This is a genomic window from Shewanella vesiculosa, from assembly GCF_009994065.1.
GTDB classification, from domain to species: Bacteria; Pseudomonadota; Gammaproteobacteria; order Enterobacterales; family Shewanellaceae; genus Shewanella; species Shewanella vesiculosa.
In genome coordinates this window covers 169802-194808 of the sequence record NZ_JAACSD010000003.1, presented here as the reverse complement: position 1 = coordinate 194808, position 25007 = coordinate 169802, and the positions used below count along the sequence as shown (strand labels likewise).

The 25007-nt window shown below is 41.6% G+C and carries 19 protein-coding genes; 10 read left to right on the top strand and 9 right to left on the bottom strand.

The window, feature by feature from the left end; all coding sequences use genetic code 11:
- Nucleotides 1–26: 26 nt before the first annotated feature.
- From GW828_RS00875 to GW828_RS00865, 3 genes are all read right to left on the bottom strand, one after another.
- Nucleotides 27–1943, bottom strand: a complete 1917-nt coding sequence (locus GW828_RS00875; RefSeq protein ID WP_273057199.1) for an alpha-amylase family glycosyl hydrolase — start codon at nt 1941–1943, stop codon at nt 27–29.
- Between the two features lie 85 nt (nt 1944–2028).
- Nucleotides 2029–3567, bottom strand: coding sequence for a tryptophan halogenase family protein (locus tag GW828_RS00870; RefSeq protein ID WP_273057201.1), 1539 nt, complete (start codon nt 3565–3567; stop codon nt 2029–2031).
- A 115-nt stretch (nt 3568–3682) separates the two neighbouring features.
- Complete coding sequence (locus GW828_RS00865) at nt 3683–6403, bottom strand: TonB-dependent receptor (protein WP_182697184.1); 2721 nt, start codon at nt 6401–6403, stop codon at nt 3683–3685.
- Between the two features lie 507 nt (nt 6404–6910).
- Here GW828_RS00865 and GW828_RS00860 point away from each other — a divergent pair.
- The 4 genes from GW828_RS00860 (at nt 6911) to GW828_RS00845 (ending at nt 13963) form a co-directional block, all read left to right on the top strand.
- On the top strand, nt 6911–8542 hold the full coding sequence (locus GW828_RS00860; protein ID WP_182697185.1) for an alpha-glucosidase: 1632 nt from the start codon (nt 6911–6913) through the stop codon (nt 8540–8542).
- A 170-nt stretch (nt 8543–8712) separates the two neighbouring features.
- Nucleotides 8713–9978, top strand: coding sequence for a sugar MFS transporter (locus GW828_RS00855; protein ID WP_124015947.1), 1266 nt, complete (start codon nt 8713–8715; stop codon nt 9976–9978).
- Nucleotides 9979–10259: 281 nt separating this feature from the next.
- Nucleotides 10260–11474: an RsmB/NOP family class I SAM-dependent RNA methyltransferase gene (locus GW828_RS00850; protein ID WP_124015948.1), complete on the top strand. Its 1215-nt coding sequence runs from the start codon at nt 10260–10262 to the stop codon at nt 11472–11474.
- 221 nt (nt 11475–11695) lie between these two features.
- A complete protein-coding gene (locus GW828_RS00845) occupies nt 11696–13963 on the top strand; it encodes a sensor domain-containing phosphodiesterase (RefSeq protein WP_273057204.1) in 2268 nt (755 codons plus the stop codon).
- A gap of 174 nt (nt 13964–14137) precedes the next feature.
- On the opposite strand, the gene ald is transcribed toward GW828_RS00845, so the two are convergent.
- Entirely contained in the window at nt 14138–15253 is a 1116-nt protein-coding gene (ald, locus tag GW828_RS00840) for an alanine dehydrogenase (RefSeq protein ID WP_273057206.1), read from the bottom strand.
- A 178-nt stretch (nt 15254–15431) separates the two neighbouring features.
- On the opposite strand from ald, the gene lrp reads away from it, so the two are divergent.
- The 6 genes from lrp to serS all read left to right on the top strand — a co-directional run bounded on the left by lrp (nt 15432) and on the right by serS (nt 22518).
- Nucleotides 15432–15929 (top strand): leucine-responsive transcriptional regulator Lrp, encoded by a 498-nt coding sequence (lrp, locus tag GW828_RS00835; protein WP_124015951.1) that lies wholly within the window; start codon nt 15432–15434, stop codon nt 15927–15929.
- Between the two features lie 273 nt (nt 15930–16202).
- Nucleotides 16203–18851 carry a DNA translocase FtsK gene (locus tag GW828_RS00830; protein WP_273057208.1) on the top strand — a complete coding sequence of 883 codons (2649 nt, stop codon included), beginning with the start codon at nt 16203–16205 and terminating at the stop codon, nt 18849–18851.
- Between the two features lie 11 nt (nt 18852–18862).
- On the top strand, nt 18863–19507 hold the full coding sequence (gene lolA / locus GW828_RS00825; RefSeq protein WP_182742937.1) for an outer membrane lipoprotein periplasmic chaperone LolA: 645 nt from the start codon (nt 18863–18865) through the stop codon (nt 19505–19507).
- Nucleotides 19508–19514: 7 nt separating this feature from the next.
- A complete protein-coding gene (locus GW828_RS00820; protein ID WP_273057210.1) occupies nt 19515–20846 on the top strand; it encodes a replication-associated recombination protein A in 1332 nt (443 codons plus the stop codon).
- A complete protein-coding gene (gene crcB, locus GW828_RS00815; RefSeq protein WP_124015955.1) occupies nt 20839–21213 on the top strand; it encodes a fluoride efflux transporter CrcB in 375 nt (124 codons plus the stop codon). Before GW828_RS00820 ends, crcB begins: the two co-directional genes overlap by 8 nt.
- 18 nt (nt 21214–21231) lie before the next feature.
- Nucleotides 21232–22518, top strand: coding sequence for a serine--tRNA ligase (gene serS / locus GW828_RS00810; RefSeq protein WP_124015956.1), 1287 nt, complete (start codon nt 21232–21234; stop codon nt 22516–22518).
- 342 nt (nt 22519–22860) lie between these two features.
- On the opposite strand, the gene GW828_RS00805 is transcribed toward serS, so the two are convergent.
- The 5 genes from GW828_RS00805 to GW828_RS00785 form a co-directional block, all read right to left on the bottom strand.
- Nucleotides 22861–23199: a TusE/DsrC/DsvC family sulfur relay protein gene (locus GW828_RS00805; RefSeq protein WP_124015957.1), complete on the bottom strand. Its 339-nt coding sequence runs from the start codon at nt 23197–23199 to the stop codon at nt 22861–22863.
- On the bottom strand, nt 23193–23501 hold the full coding sequence (gene tusB / locus GW828_RS00800) for a sulfurtransferase complex subunit TusB (RefSeq protein ID WP_182697190.1): 309 nt from the start codon (nt 23499–23501) through the stop codon (nt 23193–23195). The genes GW828_RS00805 and tusB overlap by 7 nt, the downstream gene beginning before the upstream one ends.
- The gene (tusC, locus tag GW828_RS00795) at nt 23498–23854 is read right to left on the bottom strand and encodes a sulfurtransferase complex subunit TusC (protein ID WP_182742940.1); all 357 of its coding nucleotides are present in this window, start codon (nt 23852–23854) and stop codon (nt 23498–23500) included. Before tusC ends, tusB begins: the two co-directional genes overlap by 4 nt.
- A gap of 19 nt (nt 23855–23873) precedes the next feature.
- Nucleotides 23874–24263: a sulfurtransferase complex subunit TusD gene (gene tusD, locus GW828_RS00790; protein WP_182742941.1), complete on the bottom strand. Its 390-nt coding sequence runs from the start codon at nt 24261–24263 to the stop codon at nt 23874–23876.
- Between the two features lie 65 nt (nt 24264–24328).
- A complete protein-coding gene (locus GW828_RS00785; protein WP_124015961.1) occupies nt 24329–24988 on the bottom strand; it encodes a Bax inhibitor-1/YccA family protein in 660 nt (219 codons plus the stop codon).
- Nucleotides 24989–25007 lie beyond the last annotated feature (19 nt).

Below are 25007 nucleotides of genomic sequence, written 5' to 3'. Positions count from 1 at the left end.
ACCTTAATGATTGAATCGTCTACATATCAGCGTTCAAGTTTAAGTATAGTGACACCTTTGTTAGCCAACGAAAGTGGCTTGGATAATGAATACGATTGTTTGCTGATAATATCAACGCCGATAGTATTGTCATTAATAGCAGGTTTAAAGCGCTGTAAATCAAGCTCAACGGCTTGGGTATTTTTATTGTAGATGACCAGTAAGGTTTCATTGCCTTGATGACGGCTTTGGACATAAATACCGTCTTGTGGCACAAAGTGCTGCAATTTACCTTGTTGAATCGCTAACGAGTTTTTACGGTAATTGAGTAATGTACGCACAAAGGTCAGTGCTTCAGTTTGTTGTGGATCCAAGCCTTTTCCTGTAAACACATTGACTCTGTCTTGTGGCCAGCCACCCGGAAAATCACCCCGAACAGCGCCGTCATTACGGCCTTCTGCAGGGCTTTGCATGACTATTTCTGAACCGTAAAATATTTGCGGAATACGGTTGCTGGTGAGCACATAAGCCATGGCCATTTTGTACAGTTCAATGTCATTTTTCATTAAACTATAAATACGGTTAGTGTCGTGATTACCTTCAAATAACACTAACTGACTTGGATTGGCATACACCACGTCGTTAGCCAACATTTGATAAAGGTCGATAAAGCCGGCTCCCCAATCTTCTTTAGTTAAGCTGGCTATGAGCGTGTCGTAAAGCGGGAAATCCATCATGCTGGGTGCAAAAGATTGATAACCATCGGCATTTTTCTTTCCTGCCTGCCAGTAGCTCACCGTCACTGGATTACTGCTCCATTCTTCACCAACGATATTAAAATGAGGGTATTCATCCATAATGGCTTTTGACCAAGCAGTTAAAAACGCTTTATCTGCGTAAGAGTAAGTATCTTCGCGAATACCGCTCAACCCTGCATATTCGACCCACCAGATACTATTTTGGATTAAGTATGTTGCCATGTGTGGATCGCGTTGATTGAGGTCTGGCATGGTGACGTCAAACCATCCGTCGCTAAAATCAGTTTTGTCTGCATTCACAGAGTAAGGATCTTGTACTGTAGTGCGTCTATGGCTTGAGTAACTGACATCGGTTGGATCTTTTAGCCAACGTGATTGGCCATTAATCCAGGTGTTGCTCGGCATACTGCTCATCCACTGATGGCCTGATCCCATATGATTAACCACGACATCCTGAATGATCCCAATACCAAATGATTGCGCTTCTTCTACGAGTGATTGGTATTCTTCATTGCTGCCAAAACGTGGATCTATGCGATAGAAATTGGTGGTGGAATAACCATGATAAGAATACTTTTGTTGGTTATTTTCAAGCAGTGGATTTATCCATAACTGGGTCACACCTAAGTCATGTAAGTAGGGCAGTGCTTTGCGGATCCCCAAAATATCACCGCCATGGCGACCGCCATCAAAACTGCGGTCAGCTTTTTCAAGCATGTCTGGCTGATTATCATTGTCTGGATTACCGTTAACAAAACGATCCGGGGTGATTAAGTAAATCACATCTTTATTACTAAAGCCTTGGCGATCTCGTGAGCCTTTTTTGCGGGTTTGTAGCTCATAATCAAATTGTTCAATTAACTGCTCATCTTTAAATAAGCCTAAGACCAGTTGTTGTGGTTTAGCTTGGCTTAAATCCAAATTAACGAATAGATGATTATTGCTATCAGTTGTATCAACATTAATCAGCGTGACACCTTGAGCCTTAATTAATTTAACTTGGCTTTCACGAATATTTTCCCCCGTAAGCAATAGTTGTAGCTGGGGTTGTTGCATGCCTGCCCACCATGACATTGGCTCGACACTGAGTGTTGCATTGGCCGACATGGCATATGTGCTCAATGCACAACCGAGTAAGAAGCTTGATGCTAACCTGCCCAGGTGTTGTTGGTAGGCTTGTGCTAAATGGGGGTAATGAAATGACATAGTTACTCATCCTGTATTTTTTTGTTTATTGATGACAGTTAATTAGTCGCTTAAGATAATTAAATCAGGTTGTTATATAAACCAGTTACAGCGCTGCAATATAGTCTTTATGGTTCGGCATTTGACTCACAGTGGTGGTAATAACCTTACGGATATTAGTTAAGTAGTCGGTTAAATCATCTTGGCTGACCGCTTGTGTAAGCGGATGATAATCCTCTGGAATAATGCCTTGTCCTAACATCACCTGGATCCAGGCTGCTTCAGTAAACAATTCATCTTGATGCCTGAAAACTGTTGCTGTGGCTTTAAATAAATCGATTTTATGTTGCAAGCTTTCGGGAATGTCCATATCGCGACATTGCTGCCATAAACCGCGTTCATTGTCGGCAGATTGTTTTGCATTAAGATGGTAATGCAAAATAATAAAGTCGCGGATTTGCTCAAACTCAGTTTGAGATTGGCGATTAAATTCATCAATGTGCTGGGGTTGAATACCGTTTCGTGGAAATAATTTAGTTAAACGAATGATTGCTGATTGGACTAAATGTAAGCTGGTGGACTCTAACGGTTCTAAAAACCCACTCGATAAGCCAATAGCCACGCAGTTTTTATGCCATTGCTTGACGCGCCTGCCAGTGGTGAAGTTTATTTTACGCGGCTCGGCTAAGGGTTTTCCATCTAGGTTGGCTAATAAATGCTGTTTTGCTTGTTCGTCGCTCATATGTTGGCTGCTATATACAATGCCATTGCCTGTGCGATGTTGCAGTGGAATACGCCATTGCCAACCAGCATGGTGGGCAGTCGCTTTAGTGTAAGGCGTAAGGGGAGAGGTGCTTTCACAAGGCACTGCATATGCGCTGTCACAAGGTAGCCAATGCTGCCAGTTTTCGTATTCGACGCCTAATGCCTGTTCAATTAATAATGCACTAAAACCCGAACAATCAATAAATAAGTCGCCACTAATACAAGGACCATTTTGTAAGGTGACTCTTTTTATACTGCCATCGACGCTAAGTTCGGTGCTGGTAATAATGCCTTCAACTCGATTGATACCACGTTGAACACTGTATTGGCGTAGCAAGTTGGCATATAAGCCTGCATCAAAGTGATACGCGTGGGTAATACCGCTCATTTGTGCTTGAGCAATGGTTTGAATGGGTTGAAATTTGTTGTGTTTGGCCGCTTGATAGTTAAGCGAGTATTGCCAAAAGTCATTGGCATTATATTGACTGCCATTGGCTTGAGAAGGATTGCTTGGAGAAAGATTGGCCTGAGCACTAAGCCAATAATGATGAAATGAGGTAAAGCCTAGGTCACGGCCAATATTACCAAAGGCGTGCATATAAGCTTCGCCTTGTTGATGCCAATTTTGAAATTCAATACCCAATTTATAAGTGGCTTGGGTGGCTTTGATAAAATCAGTTTCACTAATCCCAAGTACACTGTTAAATATCTGCAGTGGCGGGATAGTGGCTTCACCCACACCGATAGTACCTATGGCGTCGGATTCAATAAGGGTGATGTTGAGTTGTTTGTTAAACAACTTGGCTAACATGGCTGCGGTCATCCAGCCCGACGTTCCGCCGCCTACAATGACAATGTTTTTTATTATCGTTTGATCCATTGTTATCGCCTTTTAACTATTTGGGATTTATTGTTACTGAACCCGATAAAGTAAAAAAGCCCCTGTAATAGGTTACAGAGGCTTTTTTGTCGGTTTAGTACATTCTACAAGCCCATTAGAACTTGTAGTTTGCGCCTAACATAAAGTTACGACCGTAGTTTTGATAATCACGCACTAAACGTTGGTCATCACCAGTGTAAGACGTAAATGGCTCGTTGGTTAAGTTATTCACTTGGAACTGTACTGATAAACCGTATAGCGCATCGATACCGCTTTCAGTAAAGTCATAGCCAATTTGCGCATCAACAACCGTTTCTGCTTTGATGTTAACGTTTTCACGTTGAAGACTGATTTTAGTCACTTCACCTAAGAAGTCACTGCGGTAACGAGAGCTGATACGGGCTTCGAAACCTGAGTTTTCATAGTAAACAGTGGCATTGAAGGTTTTTTCAGAAAGACCAGGCAGAGTCGTTGGATCGCTGTCTGCAGTTTCTTTTACTTCGCTGTCGTTGTACGAACCACTTAAGATAGTACCAAAACCACTTAGAGAATCAGCAAACAAACCAAAGTCGATTGATAACGAGGCCTCAATACCTTGTACATAACCGCCATTACCATTTAAAGGTTGGCTGACATTACCAATTGGGTTGTCACCTGGGTTCTGTGGCAAAATAGTGCTGAAATCAAAGTTAGTTTGTTGATCATAAACGTAGTTTTCTAAGTCTTTGTAGAACACTGCTAATGAGAAATAACCTTGGTCACTAAAATAGTTTTCATAGCTAATGTCGTATTGACGCGCTAACCAAGGACGTAGTTCTGGATTACCAGCGCCACCAGACCAGTTAACACCATCATTAGGGTTTTGAGTGTAGCTAAAGTTAACGTTAGCGTTCATTTTGTCCATACGAGCACGGGTTAACGTACGCGCAGCAGCAAAACGTAACATTTGACCATCGGCAACTTCAAAGCCTAAGTTCATGCTAGGTAACCATTCAAGGTATGAGTCACCCGCAGTGCGAGGCGTTAAAGTCACAACGCCATCTTCAACTGTGGCCACTGTACCGTCTGAGTTTTGGTTTGTGTTTACAGCTTGAATACCGACGTTACCCGTTAAAGGAAAACCGAACAATTCAGATTCTATATTGGCTTTAACATAAGTCGTGGTGACTTCTTCTGATACAGCCCAAGAGTTAGTCGCACGTGATAAATCCACATCTGCTACGTCAGTTTCGGTATAACCACCAGCATTATAAAACGCTAATGAGTCATAACTTAGTACGTCACCCATGCCAAAGAAATCAAGTGAAGTTGGTGATAGTAAATACTGTTCAGGAACGGTCTCTAAGTAATTATCAGATCCGTCATAGCCCGCTAAAGTCAGGTAATAACCTTTATCAAGTTTGCTTTTATCGCGATTAGTGCGGTTAACACCAAACTCGACACTGCGCACAGCACCTTCATCAAACACGTATTCTGCTGTTAAACGGAATGATTTAAGCTCATCGTCAATTTCAGGCTTGTTGATAAAACCGTCTTGAGTATTAGCGCCCAGTGGGCTGCCCCAACCGAGTGGATCACCTAATTTAATGACATTAGGATCTGCATAGTTAAGGCTATGAGTAAAGTCGTAGCCGCCATTTCCATTGTAGTTAAAACCTAAGTCATCCACTGCACCGACGCCGGTTCCACGGCCTGTGCCACTGTAGCTTTCCATACCAATATCGGTACGTTCTGCTTTTGATAGGGCAATATCAGCTTCTACGCGCCAGTTATCATTGATGGTGAACTTGTTGTTCCAACCAATCGCAAGCGATTTAGCATCTCGTTTGTTGACATCGTTACGCACAACAACTTCGGCACCATTAATGGTTCCTTGAGTGACTAAACCGTCTTCAGCAGTGGTCGATGTTACGCCGCCATTAGTGCCCCAAGCAGCAGGAATTTCGATACCACGTAAACGTTGATCATCAGTAAATTTTGTATAGTAAATATCAACAACTGAAGTAAATTTTTCGTTAGGTGCGTATTCAAATACTGCTAATACACCATCACGTTCTAATTCGCTTGAACGCACAAATGGTTTTGCGCCACCTAAAACACTGTCACCAGCATCATTTTCTGGGTAACCCCATGCCTGCCAGCGTTCTTCTTGGTTAGGCGACATCATGCGCGCATAACCTAGGGCAATACCTATGGTGTCATCAGCAAACTGGTCAATATATGAAATACTGCCACGGTAACCGGTATCGCTTGAACCACTATTAAGTGAGCCTAAGTCGTTCATTTCGCCGCGAAGCGACATGGCTATCGTTTGTTCGCCATGAGTTAACGGGCTAATCGTTTGCATATCTACCGTGCCGCCGATGGCTTGCGCCATGACAGAAGCATCTGGTGTTTTGTATACCACCACACGGTTTAATAATTCAGAAGGGTATTGGTCAAACTCAACACCACGGTTATCGTTTACCGAGGCTTGCTCGCGACCATTTAATGTTGCAGTAGTGAAATCTGGACCTAAACCACGGATAGAGATAACGTTAGCTCGGCCATCAAGGCGCTGTGCTGATACGCCAGGTAAACGGGCGAGTGATTCTGCAATACTAACATCGGGTAATTTACCGATGTCTTCGGCTGAAATGGCTTCAACAATTGATGACGAAGACATTTTTAGTGATTGTGATTCTTGTAAGCTGCGACGAATACCTGTGACTTTTACCACTTCAATATTTTCGTCGGCAGTTGCCGTAGTATTTACGTCATCAGCAGCGTAAGCAGTCATGCTTGCACCAGCTGCAACTAACGCCAGCGTGAGTAGGCTCGGTTTAAATAGCAACATCAATATTTCCCCTTTTGTGGATACTTAACAACGTAAAGTACAAGTTGAGTGTTAGTATCCTTTTGATTTTTGGTTACATTCTTTATTGTGTTTTTACCTCAGCATGCTTAATTAACTTTTGTAAGTGACTGCATAAGTGCTGAAGTTATGACCAAATTGTTGCACAACAGTGACGATACTACTCCCAGTTCAGTTTTGCCGACAATATTATGCATACGTATTCAGCGCTAATCATGGCTAATTAGTGACAGTTTTTTACAATTTTGAAACAACTGAGTGGGGCTTTGTATCATACTTAATTCGTTGTATTAATGAGGCTTATAGCGTTTTAGTTGTATGTTGCAAGCTAATTATTTCTTTGCATACGTATGCAGGTGTATTGAACCTGATTTCCTTATTCACGTATCCTCGGGGTAATAAAAAAACACTAGCGAACTGTTACGCAGTCGCAACATCAAGGTAACTCGTCGATTTATTTCAGGGTTAACTTACTTCTAAGGGGATGCAATGGGTCAGGTCAGTTGGTGGCGCGGCGGAGTGATATATCAAGTTTATCCTCGCAGTTTAATGGATACTAATGGTGACGGTGTTGGTGATTTACAGGGCATCATTGCTAAACTTGATTATATTGCCAGCCTGAATGTTGATGCAATTTGGATTTCGCCGTTTTTTAAGTCGCCAATGAAAGACTTTGGCTATGACATCAGCGACTATCTCGAAATTGACCCGCTGTTTGGCACCATGGCTGATTTCGATCAGCTTATCGAAAAAGCCCATCAGTTAAATATCAAGGTCGTGATTGACCAAGTGCTAAGCCATACTTCAGACCAACATGCTTGGTTTGAGCAAAGTCGTCAAAGCCGAGACAATGACAAAGCAGACTGGTATGTGTGGGCTGATCCTAAAGACGATGGCAGTGCGCCTAATAACTGGCTCGCCATTTTTGGTGGTTGTGCATGGGAGTGGGAACCTCGTCGTCAGCAATACTATCTGCATAACTTTCTCAAAAGTCAGCCGGATGTAAACTTCCACTGTCCTCAGGCTCGTCAAGCGGTATTAGACAATGTTGAGTTTTGGCTCAAAAAAGGTGTTGACGGTTTTCGCCTCGATGCGATTACGTTTTGTTACCACGATGAACAATTACGTGACAACCCTGCTAAACCCAAAGATAAGCGCCAAGGCCGTGGCTTCAGTGAAGATAATCCTTATGCTTACCAATATCATTATTACAATAATACTCGGCCGCAAACGGTTGGCTTTATTGAACAGCTGCGGGCGTTAATTAATCGTTATCCTGGCGCCGTCACCTTAGGTGAAGTGTCATCTGAAGACTCGTTAGCCACTATGGCTGAATACACTCAAGGTGATGACCGATTACATATGGCCTACAGTTTTGAGTTGTTAACCGATGACTTTAGCGCGGCTTATATTCGTCAAACCGTTGAGGAACTAGAAGCTAGTATTGGTGATGGCTGGCCATGTTGGGCCATAGGTAATCATGATGTTAAACGGGTTGCGTCTCGTTGGGGTAAAGCCAGCGTGAACCCAACAATGGTGAAAATGCTCAATGCGATGTTATTTTCATTACGTGGCAGTGTGTGCAGTTATCAAGGGGAAGAGCTAGGGTTAACGGAAGCCTCAATTGAATATGACCAGTTACAAGATCCCTTTGGCATTGCCTTTTGGCCGATGTTTAAAGGTCGTGATGGATGCCGTACCCCGATGCCTTGGGTAAAAGGGGCTGCGAATGCAGGCTTTACTGAAGCAACGCCTTGGTTACCTATTGATCCTGCGCATAATAATAGTGCTGTGGATGTGCAAGAAGCTGATCAAGATTCGATTTTGCAAAGTTACCGTCATTTTTTACAGTGGCGCAAAAAGCAACATTTGCTGATTGAGGGGGATATTACCTTTATCGACAGTCATCCTGATGTGTTAGCCTTCATCCGCAGTCAAGATGATCAGCGCATGCTAGTGTTGTTTAATTTGTGTGGTGAGCAACAAACTTTTGCATTAAATGAGTTACGATTGTCTTCAATTATAGACGATCATGGGTTACTCTGTGGCGCGCAAGATATACTGGACCCTGCAACTATTGTGTTGCCAAGCTTCGCTAGTTTTTATGGCCTACTTGGATAGCATGACGAAGCCGAAATACTGCTGTATTTCGGTTTTTTTTGGATTATTTTTTGATTGAACTATTTTCAGTATATTGGCGATAAAGTTTTACACTATCATAGCGGATGTGATGGTGAGTTTAACGATTAAAAACAGTAGTATAACAATAATCATTAAGAAGAGATCTCCCTATGGCTACAGCAATTCACAGTACCCTTGAAACAACAGAAACAGGCAATAGTGGTAATTACCGCTTTGCGCTCGTGTCACTGACATCATTATTTTTCATGTGGGGATTCATTACCTGCTTAAATGATATTTTAATTCCTCATTTAAAAGCTGTATTTTCGTTAAATTACACTGAAGCCATGTTGATTCAATTTTGTTTCTTTGGCGCCTATTTTTTAGTTTCATTACCAGCCGGTAAGTTAGTCAAAAAATTAGGCTATCAAAAAGGTATCGTCACAGGGCTTATTATTGCCTGTATCGGTTGTTTACTGTTTTATCCTGCTGCTGCATTTGCAACTTACGGATTATTTTTAGGTGCATTATTTGTATTAGCATCAGGGATAACTATCTTGCAGGTGGCGGCTAATCCGTATGTGAATGCGTTAGGATCAGTTGAAACAGCCTCAAGTCGTTTAAATTTAACCCAAGCCTTTAATGCGCTTGGCACCACGGTGGCCCCCTTTTTTGGCGCGGTATTAATTTTGTCGGTAGCGTCAGGTGCATTGGATGGGCTGGATCACGCCCAAGCCGAAGCTGAAGTGGTTAAGCTGCCCTATTTAATTCTTGCTGCAATGCTCGGTTTGCTGGCTTTAATTTTTGCCAAGCTTAATTTACCTAAGATTACCGAACACAATGATACTTCTGATACTGGTGTGGTAACTCACAATGGTAAAACTAGCGCATTACAAAGCATTCACTTGGTCCTGGGAGCAATTGGTATTTTTGTTTATGTTGGTGCTGAAGTCTCAATTGGCAGCTTTTTAGTGAGTTTTCTAGGTGAAGAGCAAATTGCAGGTTTGCAAGAAGCTGATGCCGCTAAGTACATTACTTACTACTGGGGCGGCGCCATGGTTGGCCGTTTTGTGGGCTCTGTGATCATGCAGAAAATTCCTGCAGGGACCTTATTAGCGTTTAATGCTTGTGTCGCAGCGACTTTGGTTTTGATTGCTATGAACAGCAGTGGTGCCGTGGCCATGTGGTCAATTTTGGCTGTAGGTCTATTCAATTCAATCATGTTCCCAACCATCTTTAGTTTAGCGCTACGAGATTTAGGTCCACATACCTCTCAAGGAAGTGGTATTTTATGTTTGGCGATTGTCGGTGGGGCGATTTTACCACTTTTACAAGGGGTGTTGGCCGATAATATGGGGCTGCAATTGGCGTTTATTCTGCCGGTTGTATGTTATGCCTTTATTGTCTTTTATGGTGCTAAAGGCTCAAGAATGTAGTGTCGTGTAAACACTCACTTATGTCATGATGAAAAAGCGGCTTCGGGCCGCTTTTTTATTTAAAGCAATATATCATTGGTCTGTGGTTTATCTTGAGGATAACTCGCAAACAGAGTCCGAATGAGTTGAAGCGATAAACTGACGTTAAATGGATTAAAGAAATGACTGATTTAATCACCCAACTGAAGGGACAAAGGCCGATATTGCCTTGCTATCAAGTGTTTTAATCCCTATGATCAGCACGTTTTTAAATTGAACGTAATCTTAGATAGAGAGCCCCCATGTTGACTTATCCGTTGTCAGGCAGTTCATCAGAGTTAGTCTTAAATGTACTTACTATGGTGTTAACCCGAGGAAAACCATTAGATAGAGCTTACTCAGAGCATTTTTCTGGTTTAACGCTTAACCCATCAGAGCAAGCGCGGATCACGCAGGTCACTGGCGATATTTTACGTCGATTAAACTTATATTGTTTTCTGGTGGATATTGAACCGGAAGAATTCGATCGTTTAGGATCGAAGTTACTCAACGGCTGGCACGTCTTTCACGGTTTAGATTTACCCAAAATGCAGTATTCATTGCAGATTGAGCAAGCGAAATTTGATGCTAACCTTGAACAGGCCAAAATGGATCCTGTGCTTTGGGACGGTTGCCCACAATGGCTAGACTTACTTGGACAAGCACAATTAGGTGATAAATGGCCAGCTGAACGTGCAGCACTTGCCGAGCAACCAAAACGTTATTTACGCGTTAATGAGCTTAAATGTGACCGTGAAAAATTGATCAGTCGCTTACAAAAAGAAGGTGTAACAGCTGTGCCTTTGGATGATGTGGCTTCTGCAATTGAGGTAACTTCTGACTCAGCACTGTTTCGAACTGACGCCTTTAAAGACGGCTGGTTTGAACAACAAGATGCCGGATCGCAATTGGTTGCCGATGCCGTTGGCGCAAAACCGGGTATGCGAGTTGTTGATGCTTGTGCTGGTGCGGGTGGTAAAACCTTACACATTGCTGCACAGATGCAGGGTAAAGGCCGTTTGTTAGCCATGGATGTTGAGCAATGGAAACTCGATAATCTTAAAACACGCGCTAAACGTGCAGGTGCTCATAATGTTGAAACGCGGATTATCGCCAGTTCGAAAACCATTAAACGCTTAAAATTAACCGCAGACAGGGTATTGTTAGATGTCCCTTGTTCTGGGCTTGGGGTATTGAAACGAAATCCGGATTCTAAATGGCGTGATACTCCAGAGCGCTTGCCGGTATTGATTGAATTACAAAAGCATATTTTACAAAGTTATAGCCGCATGGTGAAAGTGGGTGGCATGTTAATTTATGCAACTTGCTCAATTATGCCTGAAGAAAATCGTCATCAAGTGGATGCTTTTCTAGCTGAAAATCCGCAGTTTTCGCTGATAGAAGATGAAAATATTTTAGTGTCGGAACGTGGTTTTGATGGCTTCTATCTAGCTAAGATGGAACGGATAGCAGAATAGTTATTCATCATTACTCTTTTTTACAACCACGACATTGATTATTAATCACTTAAAAACAGCGCAAAAAATATTGTGCTGTTTTTTTATGGGGAATATTTAGGGTTTAGGTGTAATTAATTTATTAAAAAAACGTTAATATATTGATAATATTCTCACAAATGCATAATCTTATGTGTATTATAAAAAGTATGTCGAATCATTCGTTGTGATGTTGGAGTGTTATGGATATAGGTCCGCATATCAATAAATTCATAGAAGATACGCCTCAAGCCGATTTTCGTGAATCGAGTATTGAGCGTTACAGTGCAATACTTGATATGGTACTAAAGGGCCTTCCATTAGGCGAAATGCTCCACGCCTTAATATTGTTGATTGAAGCTCAAAAGATAGGCACTCGAGCATCTGTGCTGTTATTGAGTGATGACGGTAAACGTCTACTATTCGGGGCGGCGCCAAATCTGCCTGAAGAATATAATAATGCCATTAACGGTGTTGAGATCGGCGCTGATGTCGGTTCTTGTGGTGCAGCGGCATATACCTGTGAAAGAGTGATTGTTGAAGATATTGAACATCATCCCAATTGGACAAAGTATAAAGAATTACCGCTTAAAGCGGGATTAAAATCGTGTTGGTCAGAACCGATAAAAGACAGCAATCAAAAAGTACTCGGCACGTTTGCCATGTATTATGACACGGTTAAATCGCCTTCAGAGCTAGATTTATACTTAATTCAAGAGGCGGCACGTTTGGCCAGTTTAGCCATTGAACGCAGTCGTGGCATGCATATTCAACGTTTAAGCAGCACAATATTTAACAGTTTGCCTATCTCGCTAGTGATCACCAGTGAAGATAATGTCGTTTTGTCTGCTAACCCTGTTTTTAAGTCGTTAACATCGACCTATTATGCCAATCTTAAGTTATTCGATGTTCATCGCTTTTTAAGCCACTCCAAAGCGGAGGAGGTTGCAGATTTATTTGAACATTTAAAACGCGGGCATGCTTGGAAAGGGGAGTTGAAAGGACTTAAAACTGATAATGATATCATTGACATAGCGCTCAATGTGACGGTTATTAGAGATACTTTTACTCAACAAAATTGTTTTGCATGGCTAATTACTGATATTTCTGCACGTAAAAATGCTGAGAAAATAATAAGTTTCCAAACTAATTATGATCAATTAACCGGATTGTCAAACCGCAAGTACTTGTTTGAAACTCTGCAAGCAATGAAGTGCAAAAATAGTATTGATGCTAAAAGGCAAGAGTTCAGTTTGATGCTGATGGACATTGATCACTTCAAACAAATTAATGATACGTTTGGCCATGATAACGGTGATCTGGTTCTCAAATTAGTCGCGCAACGTTTGTTAAATACAATTCCCGAGAATGTCCTTATTGCCCGTATTGCCGCTGATGAATTTGCCTTGGTCATACCGGGAAAAATGTGTACTGAGTCATTGATAAGTATGTTTAACAACATCACTGATGAGTTAAAAAAGCATTTTATTATTGCCGACCAAGATATGATGTTATCAATGAGTACCGGTCTTGCTCGTTATCCTTATGATGCTGATAATGTTGAACAGATATTAAATTGTGCCACTCAAGCTATGTACAGTGCCAAAGCGCATGGCCGTAATTGTATGCAGTTTTTTAATCAACAAATTCAAAAAGATGCCGAAAGAAATGCGGAACTGCATCTCTACCTCAAAACCGCATTAATCCAAAATGAATTTCAGTTGTATTATCAACCAATTGTTAATCCTTTTACCGCTCAAATTACCAAAGCTGAAGTCTTGTTACGCTGGATACATGATGACCAGTTTATTTCCCCAGATGAGTTCATTCCTATTGCAGAGGAGTCTGGGCTAATTGTCCAAATCGGTGAGTGGGTACGAATGCAAGCGTTAACAAGTATTGTCGCGATGCAAAAAAGTGATTTTACTATCCCGTTATCCATTAACGTGTCCACTATTGAGTTTTGGAATACTGATTTACAACATCGTTTTGCCGCTTACTTTGATGTGTTACAGCAACAATTTGGGCTTGACGTTTTTCCTTACTCTCTGCTTACTCTTGAAATAACAGAATCATTAATGATGACGCAACAAGACAGCATAAATCAGTTACTGACAGATCTAAGGCATCGCGGCATGCAGATTTCGGTAGACGATTTTGGTACCGGATATTCTTCTTTATCGTATTTAGTTAACTTCCCTGTTGATCAAATCAAAATTGATAAATCATTCATTCAACGAATTTCATCAGGTTCACGTCACAAATCCTTAATTGAAGCCATTGTTAGCATGAGTCGTGCATTAGACTTATCGATTGTTGCTGAAGGAGTGGAGACCGAAGCAGAGCTTGATTTTATTAAGCAGCAAAACATAGACGCTGTACAAGGTTACTACTTTCATAAACCGATGCCACAAGAGGCGTTTTTCGATTTGTTAGCTAAACAAGCCGAATCAATAGCAAGATTAAAATAGAACGGCAGAACGTCAATTACCCAGAATGATGAGTAGAGTGGTGCCAGCAAGTTAATATATTCATATCCTGGTTGATAAGTTCATTTTCTTAATCAGAATAGTGAAGTAAAAAAAATGCCACATCAATTAATGCGGCATTTTTATTTAGTAAGGCAAATGTTAGGTCAAAATAAATTAAGCCAACATGCTCTTAGGTTCAGTAAATTCAAGGCTTAATGCTTCAGCCACTTCTTTACAGACTAATTTTCCGTGGATAACATTTAAGCCATTAAGTAAATGCTTGTCATTTAATAATGCTTGTTTGTAACCTTGGTTTGCCAACTTGATAATGTAAGGAAGCGTTGCATTGTTTAATGCAAACGTCGAAGTGCGGGCAACTGCACCTGGCATATTTGCCACACAGTAATGCACAACGTCGTCAACAATATACGTTGGGTCTTGGTGCGTTGTTGCGTGTGATGTTTCAACACAGCCACCTTGGTCAATTGCTACGTCAACAATCGCGCTACCAGGTTTCATACGCTTAACCATATCTTTGGTAATCAATTTTGGTGCCGCTGCACCAGGAACCAATACACCACCAATCACAAGATCGGCTTCTAATACATGGCGTTCAATGGCATCCGCTGTTGAGTAAATCGCTTTTACAGCAGAACCAAACTGAATATTCAAGCGACGTAATGCATCGATACTACGATCTAATACAACAACGTCAGCACCCATACCTACAGCCATTTGTGCAGCATTAGTACCTACCATACCGCCGCCAATTATGACAACTTTAGCAGGCTCAACACCAGGTACACCACCAAGCAACATACCACGTCCGCCTAATGATTTCTCAAGAGCACGAGCACCAGCTTGGATTGACATGCGCCCAGCCACTTCTGACATAGGTGCAAGTAATGGTAATCCACCACGGTCATCTGTTACGGTTTCATAAGCAATACACACAGCACCGCTGGCGATTAGCTCATTTGTTTGTGTTAAATCTGGTGCAAGATGTAAATAAGTAAATAAAATCTGGTCGTGACGTAGCATTGCACGTTCAACGGTTAGCGGCTCTTTTACTTTTACAATCATCTCTGCTTTAGCAAAAACTTCAGCTGCAGTGGCTAAAATCGAGGCACCAGCGTCTATATAATCTTGATCGGTAAACCCAATCCCCACACCCGCTTCTGATTGTACAAAAACATCGTGACCTTTTAAGGTCAATTCACGTACGCTTGAAGGGACCATGCCTACACGGTATTCGTGGTTTTTGATTTCTGTTGGAACACCAATAATCATTTTTGAGCCTCGATTGACATAAAACCCACTTCAAATGGGTATAATTGTTATTAATTGTGACCTGAACGTGCTTATTTCAAGCCACTCTAGTATAGTGCTGCTTTAGCAGATTATGCTGCTGAAATTGCACTTTTTATAGACAAAAATATTGTTTTAAGTACAAAGCAAGGTTAAATATATGGCAAATAGTAAAAGCTTTTCAGTAAAAGATTTAGACCGTATAGATCGCAATATTTTAAATGAGCTTCAATTGGATGGTCGCATTTCGAATGTTGAACTATCAAAACGAGTAGGCTTGAGTCCAACCCCATGCTTAGAAAGAGTGAAAAGGCTAGAGAAACAAGGATTTATAAGTGGCTATACTGCACTGGTTAATCCACATTTTCTTGGTGCTTCTTTATTAGTATTTGTTGAAATCACCCTTAATCGTGATACTCCTGATATTTTTGATCGCTTTAATCGTGCAGTACAATTACTCGATGATATCCAAGAATGCCATTTGGTCTCTGGTGATTTTGACTACCTATTAAAGACTCGAGTATCAGATATGTCTGCTTATAGACGTTTATTAGGTGAAACATTGCTGAAACTGCCCTCAATTTCAGATACTCGTACTTATGTGGTAATGGAAGAGGTCAAACAGACTAATAAGGTCGCGTTATACAACTTAGGCTAATCCTACAGTTTAATCTCCCATCAAGTCTTTAGCCGCTGATTGATGAATATAGATGACCATTGTCCACTTATATTCATCATCTAATCAAATAGAACTAATCTTTGTATATAAAATCATCATCTTGAGAGTAATCGTTAAGGCTTTTTTGTTTCTGGATTAATTCGGTATAACAATCGATTGAGCTTGACTAATTCAGGGTGCATAATCACTGCAAATACAGTGATATTCTGTTATCTTAACCCTTATTTTTCACTTTTTTATGGATTCTTTCGTTTGACTCAGGAAAATAGTCTAAAAACACTCAGTGGCCTTCAACGATTGCTTGAAGGTGGCCTTATTTTATGTTGCATGATCGCGACATACATTCTATTGGCATTATCCAGTTTTAATCCAAGTGATCCAGGCTGGAGTCAATCGCATTTCCAAGGTGAAATTCACAACTGGACTGGTGCTGTTGGCGCTTGGACTGCAGATGTGCTGTTTTACTTCTTTGGTTTCATCGCCTTTTTAATTCCTATCATGATAGCCACCACGGGTTGGTTTATTTTCAATCGTGCACATCGTTTGTTTGAAATAGATTATTTTTCAGTCGGATTAAGAATTATTGGTTTTATTTTGATGTTGTTAGGCTTAGCTGCATTGGTCAGCATGAATGCCGACAATATGTACGTCTTTTCAGCCGGTGGGGTAGCCGGTGATGTGATTGGTCAGGCGATGTTGCCGTACTTTAATAAGCTAGGAACCACATTATTGCTAATGTGTTTTTTTGGCGCAGGCTTCACTTTAGCGACTGGGATTAGTTGGTTAACCATTATTGAATTAACCGGCTTAGGTTCTATCTGGTGTGCCAAGAAAATATGGCATTTACCTAAATTATTTAAACGAGAAACAGAAACCGAAGATACTAAAGGCTTCCTTTCATTAGTGGATAAATTTACCCAACGTCGTAACGAAATGGATGATCAACATGAGCCAACAAGAACTCAATCTAACAAGCCGGTTAAAACGCCAATCCATATTAAACAAGCAGTCGAGAAACCGCCGGTTGTAGAAAAGAAACGTAGCTTCTTTAGTCGCAAGCCTAAACCCGCTGAAGATATTGCGGTTTCAGACATTGATGACCAACAGTTTGATAGTGACGATCGTCAAGAACCGTCAATACAATTTGATCATGAAGACACGCCATTTGCGCCTTGGGTCGCGACAAAAGACGACGTTGACTTCAATCTTGACGACGACAATGATGACCTCGATATTACTCAGAGTATGAATCACTCTGATAGTGATGAACCATTTGAGGAAGCTTTTGCCAAACCTCATTCAAAGGGGGCATTAGTTGCACAACAAAAACCGAAAAAAGAAGCCAGAATTGTTGACGGTGTAGTGGTAATCGATGGTCAAACCACGCAACAAGCTCGCCAGAAAATGGATCCTTTACCAAGCATTACCTTGCTTGATGTGCCTGATCGCAAGAAAAACCCTATTAGTGAAGCCGAACTTCAGCAAGTCGCTCGATTAGTTGAAGCAAAGCTGGCGGATTTTAATATTATCGCCAACGTTGTTGGCGTGTATCCTGGACCGGTGATTACTCGCTTTGAGCTTGAATTAGCCCCTGGGGTTAAAGCCTCTAAAATTACCAATCTTTCGAAAGACTTAGCCCGCTCATTATTATCTGAAAACGTGCGTGTCGTTGAAGTGATTCCTGGTAAAGCTTATGTCGGTTTAGAGTTGCCAAATAAATTCCGTGAAACCGTATTTATGCGTGATGTGCTCGATTCTGCCGCTTTTAAAGACAGCAAATCAACATTATCTATGGTGCTGGGTCAAGACATCGCCGGTGAACCTGTTGTGGTTGATTTAGGTAAAATGCCTCATCTATTGGTTGCCGGTACGACAGGTTCTGGTAAGTCTGTGGGTGTGAACGCGATGATCACCAGCTTACTGTATAAATCAGGCCCGGATGATGTTCGCTTTATTATGATTGACCCTAAAATGCTAGAATTATCTGTGTATGAGGGGATCCCACATTTACTCTGTGAAGTGGTTACCGACATGAAAGAAGCTGCTAATGCATTGCGTTGGTGTGTCGGTGAAATGGAGCGACGTTATAAATTAATGTCGGCATTAGGGGTTCGTAATCTTAAAGGTTACAACATCAAAATTAAAGATGCTGCCGCCAAAGGGGAGTACATTCCCGATCCATTATGGAAGTCATCAGAAAGTATGTTAGATGATGCGCCGCCGCTTGAAAAGCTACCATCTATCGTGGTGGTGGTTGATGAATTTGCTGACATGATTATGATTGTTGGTAAAAAAGTTGAAGAGTTAATTGCCCGTATTGCTCAAAAAGCTCGTGCTGCAGGGATCCACTTAATATTGGCGACTCAGCGGCCATCGGTTGATGTGATCACTGGTTTGATTAAAGCTAACATTCCAACCCGTATTGCGTTTCAAGTGTCATCACGTATTGATTCTCGTACCATTCTTGATCAGCAAGGCGCAGAAACCTTATTAGGTATGGGGGATATGCTGTATCTTCCACCTGGTACCGGTTTACCTAATCGTGTTCATGGAGCGTTTATTGATGATCATGAAGTTCATAAAGTGGTTGCCGATTGGTGTGCTCGAGGCAAACCGCAATACATTGACGATATTCTTAACGGCGCCACCGATGGCGAGCAAGTATTGTTACCCGGTGAAACATCAGACAGTGAAGAAGAGTTAGATGCGTTATATGATGATGCCGTTGCGTTTGTTACCGAAACGCGCCGTGGCTCTATTTCTAGCGTACAGCGTAAATTTAAAATTGGTTATAACCGTGCCGCCCGTATTATTGAAATGATGGAAAGCCAAGGTATTGTGACAGCTCAAGGTCATAATGGTAATCGTGAAGTATTGGCTCCACCGCCACCGAGATCATAATAGGAATGATAATGAATAAACGTTTTGCTGTATTGAGCCTATTATTAACCACCAGCGTAACTTGCTTTGCCGCGATGGCCGATAACGCCACTGAGCTAAGAGCAAAACTGTCTAACATTGATAGTTTGCATGCGACATTTTCCCAGCAAGTTACCGACATTAATAATAAACCAATCCAAACTGGCAGCGGTGTATTTGCCCTGGCATATCCCAATCAATTTTACTGGCATTTAACTCAGCCAGATGAATCTTTGATTGTGGCCGATGGCGCTAATTTATGGATTTATAACCCCTTTGCTGAAGAAGTAACCGTAATGGATGTTGCTCAAGCGGTTGATGCATCGCCGATGGCTTTGTTAGTGCATCGAGATGAAGCCACATGGGCTAAATATTCAGTCACCAAACGGGTTATTAATGCGACATCTAGCTGTTTTGATATTCAGCCTAAGAAACTCAACAGTAACGTTATTGCTGTTAGTGTATGTTTTGACGCCAAGCAGTTAGTCAAATTTAACTTAACCGACGAGCAAGGTAATTTAAGCCAATTTTCGCTCACTGAGCAGCGCAGCGTAAAAGTAGACGAGACCAATATCTTTAATTTTGCTGTACCTGATAACGTCGATATAGACGATCAACGCTTAAAGCAAGCTCACTAAGAAGTTTATGGCTAATTTAGGTTTTGATTTCGCCCCAGACTTTCGCCCCTTGGCTGCGCGTATGCGCCCAAGGGATATTAGTGAATACATAGGTCAGGCACACTTATTGGGTGAGGGCCAGCCACTGCGTAAGGCGCTAGAGGCAAATCGAGCCCACTCAATGTTTCTGTGGGGCCCGCCCGGTACCGGGAAAACCACCTTAGCTGAGCTTATTGCCCATTATGCTAACGCCCATGTTGAGCGTATTTCTGCGGTGACTTCTGGGGTGAAAGAGATCCGTGCGGCGATTGAACAAGCCAAAGCCGTGGCTCAAAGTCGCGGTCAACGTACCTTATTATTTGTCGATGAAGTACACCGTTTTAATAAAAGCCAGCAAGACGCATTTTTACCCTTTATTGAAGATGGCACGGTTATCTTCATTGGTGCTACCACTGAAAACCCCTCATTCGAACTTAATAACGCCTTGTTATCCCGGGCGCGCGTTTACCTTATTAATCGCTTAAGCTCCGATGAAATCAGCTTAATTGTGACTCAAGCGTTAACTGATGTTGAACGTGGTTTAGGCAAACGCCAATTAACATTACCCAGCGCAGTAGCTAAGCAATTAGCCGACATTAGCGAGGGCGATGCACGTAAAGCACTTAATTTAATCGAGTTAATGAGCGATTTAGTTGCAGATGAAAGTGCGTTTACCACCGAGATGCTCACTCAAGTTGCGGGCCATCAAGCTGCGGGTTACGATAAAAATGGCGATCAATTTTACGATTTAATTTCTGCAGTACACAAGTCTGTTCGCGGCTCGGCGCCCGATGCGGCGTTATATTGGTATTGCCGTATTTTAGAAGGTGGTGGCGATGCCTTATATGTTGCTCGTCGTTTATTGGCCATTGCCTCAGAAGACATTGGTAATGCCGATCCTATTGCCATGACAGTTGCACTTAACGCATGGGATTGTTATCACCGTATTGGACCCGCTGAAGGCGAACGCGCAATTGCTCAAGCCGTGTTGTATTTAGCCAGCGCGCCCAAAAGTAACGCCGTTTATAGTGCGTTTAATCAAGCCCGTGAGCTTGCTAAGCAAACTGGACACGAGCCTGTGCCTAATCATCTGCGTAATGCGCCGACAAAATTGATGAAAGAAATCGGTTTTGGTAAAGAATATCGCTATGCTCATAATGAACCAGCGGCCTATGCTGCCGGCGAAAACTACTTCCCTGAATCATTGCAACACAGCCAGTTTTATCAGCCAACGAACAGAGGTTTTGAAAAACGTATTCAAGATAAATTAGTGCAATTGCGTCAGCTTGATCAACAAAGCGAGGACAAACGCTATGACTAATGTGATCTTGGTGGCATTAGGTGGTTCAATTGGTGCAGTTTTACGCTATCTTCTATCAATTTTTATGATCCAGCTATTTGGAAGCAGTTTTCCTTTTGGTACACTGTTAGTCAATCTACTGGGATCGTTTTTAATGGGCGTAGTTTATGCGCTAGGGCAGTTAAGTCATGTTAGCCCTGAAATTAAAGCGCTAGTTGGCATTGGCCTATTGGGAGCATTAACTACATTTTCAACTTTCTCGAATGAAACCTTACTGCTGTTGCAAGAAGGCTTATGGCATAAAGCTATTTTAAATGTGTTGTTGAATGTCACCTTATGTCTATTTATGGTGTATGTAGGTCAACAACTTATATTTTCTCGCGTTTAACTAAAAAGAACTCACAACATGCTAGATCCAAAATTTTTGCGTAATGATCTTGACGTCACCGCCGAGCGTTTAGCCACTCGTGGCTTTATTTTAGAGGTTGATAATTTGACCAAACTTGAAGAAAAGCGTAAATCGCTTCAAGTAGAAACAGAAGACTTACAAGCGTCGCGTAATGCGATCTCCAAGTCGATTGGTCAAGCTAAAGCTCGTGGCGAAGATACCAGTTCCATTATGGCGCAGGTAGGGGATTTAGGTGTGCAGCTTGATGCAAAGAAAGCTGAACTTGCTGAGTTATTGCAACAAATCAATAGCATCGCCATGAGCATACCAAACTTGCCTGATGAATCTGTGCCAATTGGTGCCGATGAAAATGACAATGTAGAGGTGCGTCGTTGGGGTACACCTAGAACATTCGATTTTGAAGTGAAAGATCACTTAGATTTAGGTGAAGCTCTCGGTGGATTAGATTTTAAAAGTGCCGTTAAAATTACTGGTTCACGTTTTATTATCATGCGCGGCCAAATCGCCCGTTTAAATCGTGCTTTAGGTCAGTTCATGCTAGACCTACACACCACTGAACATGGCTATAGCGAAACATATGTACCGCTATTGGTTAATGAAGACAGCTTATTAGGTACTGGTCAGCTTCCTAAGTTTGGTGAAGATTTATTTCACACCAAACCAGCAACAGAAGAAGGCCAAGGCTTGTCACTTATCCCGACCGCAGAAGTGCCATTAACTAACTATGTGCGCGACATGATTGTTGATGAAAGTGAGCTACCCATAAAAATGACCGCATTAACGTCATGCTTCAGAAGTGAAGCGGGCTCTTATGGTCGTGACACCCGTGGTTTGATCCGTCAGCATCAATTCGACAAAGTCGAATTAGTGCAAATTGCTCATCCAGACAATTCAATGCATGCGTTAGATGAAATTACCGCACATGCTGAAAAAGTATTGCAGTTATTAAACTTGCCGCATCGCACTATGGTGTTATGTACTGGTGATATGGGCTTTGGTTCAAGTAAAACATTTGATATTGAAGTGTGGTTACCAGCACAAAATACTTACCGTGAAATTTCATCGTGTTCAAACATGAAAGACTTCCAAGCACGCAGAATGCAAGCTCGATACCGTAGCAAGGTAGATAACAAACCCGCGTTATTGCACACTTTAAATGGTTCTGGTTTAGCGGTGGGACGGACATTAGTTGCCGTGCTTGAAAATTATCAGAATCAAGATGGCACTATCACAGTACCTGAGGTATTACGTTCATACATGGGCGGCTTAAGCGTTATTGGCTAGGTTTTCTAATCACTCTGTGCTTATTGCTATGAGCACAGAGTGAGGTAACAACGCATTATATTTGGGCTTACTTCGAGTATTTAAATTGGTGCCACTTTGTTTAAGTTGAGCATTATTGATAAGGATTGGTACAACCAGCAATGGGTTCAAGTCGGCGTGATAATCGTAGGCTTATCTATTTATCAGTTATCTTCTTTTTTATTTTGTTGGTAATTGTTGAACTAGCTCAAGCAGCATTGATAGTGGTAGAAAACATTTTCCCTAAATAACCTTTATCGAGGTTAATTATTTAAAAGCCCGCTTAAGTTATCTTAAGCGGGCTTTTTTGTAGGCTTTAATTAACTATAAACATTTAGCGGGTTTGGGCAGCCCAGCAATTTTGGTTGCTTGCTTAGCCGGGCCCCCAGGAAATAAGGTATACAAATATTTGGAGTTACCTTTATCGGCTCCTAATCGTTGACCGATAGCTTTAACCAGCACACGAATAGCAGGACTTGTTTTGTACTCTAGATAAAAATCACGCACAAAACGGATAACTTCCCAGTGTTGCTCGGTTAACTCAATGTTCTCAGTGGCGGCAATCACAGTTGCCATAGGTTCTTGCCAGTCATTGATATTTTTTAAATAGCCTTGATGATCGGTTTCAATTTGCAGGCCATTAAATTCAAAAAAGTTTACCAAGTTATCACCTTATCGTGTCGCAAAGATTGTTCAACAAATTGTGAATAGTCAATAATATCAAAATCACCCGCAGCTTTATTGGCTAAAATAATCATCAAGCGTTCGGATAACCCCCTAGCGACAACATCATCTTGTAGTACAAACAGTGCAATATTTGCTAAACGCTGTTGCCATTGAGGTTGTAATAAACAATTCACCGCATCGCTAGACAATAAAATACTGTCTTTAGGGTGAATATAGCGCAGGCATGTACTTAAGGCATCGTCACTCATTACTGATGCTTGGATATGATGTAATATCAAAATACTAGCACCTCATCAGCCGCTTGCAGGGTTTGCCTAATCATCTCTGGCGTCGCTACCGTTGCCGCAATACTGAGGTCATTGGGCTGCAATCCTAATGTGTGCATTGATTCAGCGCAAACCAATACGGTATCAATATCGTAAAGAGATAGCGCTTTAAACGCCGACACATAATCTTTCGATCCTGCTTGCTCAGGTGTTTGGCCTGCCAGTAAATGCAATACAGCTTCATTGGTAAACACAATACTCACCTGTTGTTCAAAGCTGGCACTGAGCATAGCAAAATCAAGCCCTTCACGAGTACTCGTGGTGCCTAAAGGTGCATGTCTAAAAATAATCACCAGTGATTTCATTATCTATTCCACAAATATCTTAAAAGCTAATTAATCTGTCTGCTTGTTCAATACCGACAACTAATTCACCTAAGCCGCCCATGGTAAATGCGTCACTGCTATTCCATTGTGGCTTACCATTTTCTGATGCATCTTGTGGTGAGAGTATGCCACGACGCAATGCTGCTGAAACACAATTGGTTAATGGTATTGCGTGTTGCGCTGACAAATTTTGCCAATGTGAGTGCATATCTATTTCATCAGATGCCGGACAAGTAAGGGAATTACTGTTGGTTACGCCATCTTGATAGAAAAAGACATTGATGATTTGATGACCGTTAGCTAATGCGCTTTGGCAAAAAGATAACGCACGAAAGCTGGCTGTTGAGCCATAAACACTTCCGTTTACTTGAATGATGAATTTGCTCATTATAAAAAAAATGACCCTAATGTAGGGTCATTTTAACGTAATTTACCAATGAACTCTATCGACGATTAATCGTCGTTGCCCATACCCAACAAATGTAGCAGGCTCATGAACAAGTTCAAAAAGTCTAAGTACAATGAAATGGTCGCGCGAACATAGTTGGTTTCGCCGCCATTCACGATTCGACTAGTGTCGTAGAGGATGAAACCGGTCATAAGCAATGCAATACCCGCATTCATTGCCATAAATAATACTGAACTACCGACGAAAATATTAATCACTACAGCACCGATCATCACTAACATACCGGCAAATAGGAAACCGCCCATAAATGAGAAGTCTTTTTTGGTGGTTAGTGCATAAGCCGACAGTGATACGAAAATCACTGAGGTTAAGCCTAACGCCTGCATGATAAGCCCTGGGCCGTTCGCCATACCAACATAATGATTTAAAATATAACCGAGTGACGCACCTTGCATACCCGTAAAGGCAAATACCCAAAATATGGCTGCAGCACTATCGGCTTTTTTTAGGGTCACAAATAACAATACTAAGCTACCAAGCGATAAACCTAATGACATCATTGGGCCAAGGTTAATTGCCATGGCTAAACCAGCAGTAACAGCAGAAAATGCCAATGTCATCGCCAGAAGCATGTAGGTGTTTTTTAGCATTTTATTGACATCAGTCGTCGATAGACTGGGTGATATAACTGATTGTTGATTCATTATCGTCTCCAGGTGTTAA